Origin of the sequence: Rhodoferax sp. (genome assembly GCF_014859475.1) — a bacterium.
In the GTDB taxonomy this organism is placed as follows: domain Bacteria; phylum Pseudomonadota; class Gammaproteobacteria; order Burkholderiales; family Burkholderiaceae_C; genus Rhodoferax.
Window position 1 is genome coordinate 1 of record NZ_JACUUE010000329.1, and the last position, 1700, is coordinate 1700.

At 50.8% G+C, this 1700-nt stretch carries 1 protein-coding gene; it reads right to left on the minus strand.

Annotation, left to right across the window (positions count from 1 at the left end; all coding sequences use genetic code 11):
- Positions 1–357: 357 nt before the first annotated feature.
- On the minus strand, positions 358–1476 hold the full coding sequence (locus IBX54_RS14955) for a porin (protein ID WP_296543442.1): 1119 nt from the start codon (positions 1474–1476) through the stop codon (positions 358–360).
- Between the last annotated feature and the right edge of the window lie 224 nt (positions 1477–1700).

Below are 1700 nucleotides of genomic sequence, written 5' to 3' on the forward strand. Positions count from 1 at the left end.
GATTGGGCCATTGCGGCGCCGGTGGTAGCCAGAACGGCCAATGCGATCAGGGATTTTTTCATTTCAAATATCTCCAAGGTTAAACATAAAGTTCTGAAGCCAACGTGCTTCAGAACCCAGAGTCAACCTCCTGTTTCAGGAAGTTAGACGCTATTGAAACAGATGGCTGGCGCTTTCGCCCCAAAACGGTCTGTAAACTTGCGCAAGATGGGTGCGTTTGTGGTGGCTGCGCAACACGTTGATCCCATGGGAGAGCCGACCTTGACGCGTTAGCAAGCTCCAAAGAAAAACCCCGCCGGGTTACCCAGGCGGGGTTTTTGGAGTTTTAACCTGCAGCTGACTTGCGTCAGCGTTGGATTAGAACTTGTGGTTCAGGCCCACAGCGAAGATTGTGGTCTTGACTTCAATATCTGCAACATCAGCATCGGCATCAAGCTTGGTGTTGTTGAAACCAGCATAGACGGAAGTGCGCTTAGACATCGAGTAATTGACAGCAGCGCTGAAGGCCGTTCTTTTGGCAATGTTGATTTCCTCTTCCCACTTGGACTGGCCATAGCCAACCGCCAAGGTCATCGCGCTTGACAGAGGAATATCTGCGCCAACCTGGAATTCCTTGGCTTTCAACGAATCAGTAATGTCCGGGACCGTGATCTTGACGGTGTTGTAGCTGGCCAGCAACTTGGCAACGCCCAAGTCATAAGAGCCAGTCAACAGGTTGTACTTGGCTGTGCTGCCTGCAGTCGCAACACGAATATCTTCCGCCACAGTATCCGCGCCGATTTCGATCAAAAGGTCATTAATGCCGTCAAGTGCACCCAAGCCGAGCTTGGTATCGGTTTTTTCTTTTTGGTGGGCAAAACCGACCATGAATGGACCTTGAGCGTACTGAACATTCAAGGACAGGACGCTTCCTGCGCTGACGTTTACATCCTTGCCTTCGCCCAATGCGTAAGACAGAGCACCAGCGAATCCACCCATATCTGGCAGAGCATAATAAATCTGGTTGCTGCCGGTGCCAATGTAATCAACCCATGGCACGGCGGCCAAAGCAGAGTCAAACGTGTTGTTGTTCAAGCCACGAATGTCGTCGTAGGCAGTGCCGGTCAAGCCAAGTTTGGCTTCACCAAAGCCACCAGAAACACCGACCCAGGCTTGCTTGCTGAAAGCTTTGCTGGTATCGGCTGCTGCGCCGGTGTCAACGCTAAAACCTTGTTCCAGATTGAAGTTGGCTTTCAGGCCGCCACCCAAATCTTCAGAACCCATCAGGCCCCAGCGGCTGCTGTTAACACCACCACTTTCAAGGACTGTCTGACGCGCAGAACCTGCAATTTCGAGTGCCTCTGCGTCAGCACCGCTAATTTCCCCTTTGACTGAGCCAAACCAAACGTCAGCAATACCGTAAACGGTCACATTGGATTGTGCAAAAGCTGCACCCGAAGCAGCGAGAACTGCCAAAGCGACTAAACTTTTTTTCATGAAAACTCCTTAAGTTAAAAAAATCAAAACGCCATTTACGGTGAGTTTTGAAGTAGCGAAAAAACTTCACACGCCGATTTTTACCATCAAGGCGCTGTAAGTGCGACAACAGGGTGGGCTGAATGCAAATAACGTGCCTCTTTAGGCCAATTTTGTTGCAACTGCACGACAGCGAGACGGCAAACAAGCCCCCAAGGGGCCGACTGACATGACCGTTCATCAAC

Excerpts from the sequence above, each read along its gene's own strand:
- IBX54_RS14955 (WP_296543442.1), bottom strand. The coding sequence starts at position 1,476 with ATGAAAAAAAGTTTAGTCGCTTTGGCAGTTCTCGCTGCTTCGGGTGCA.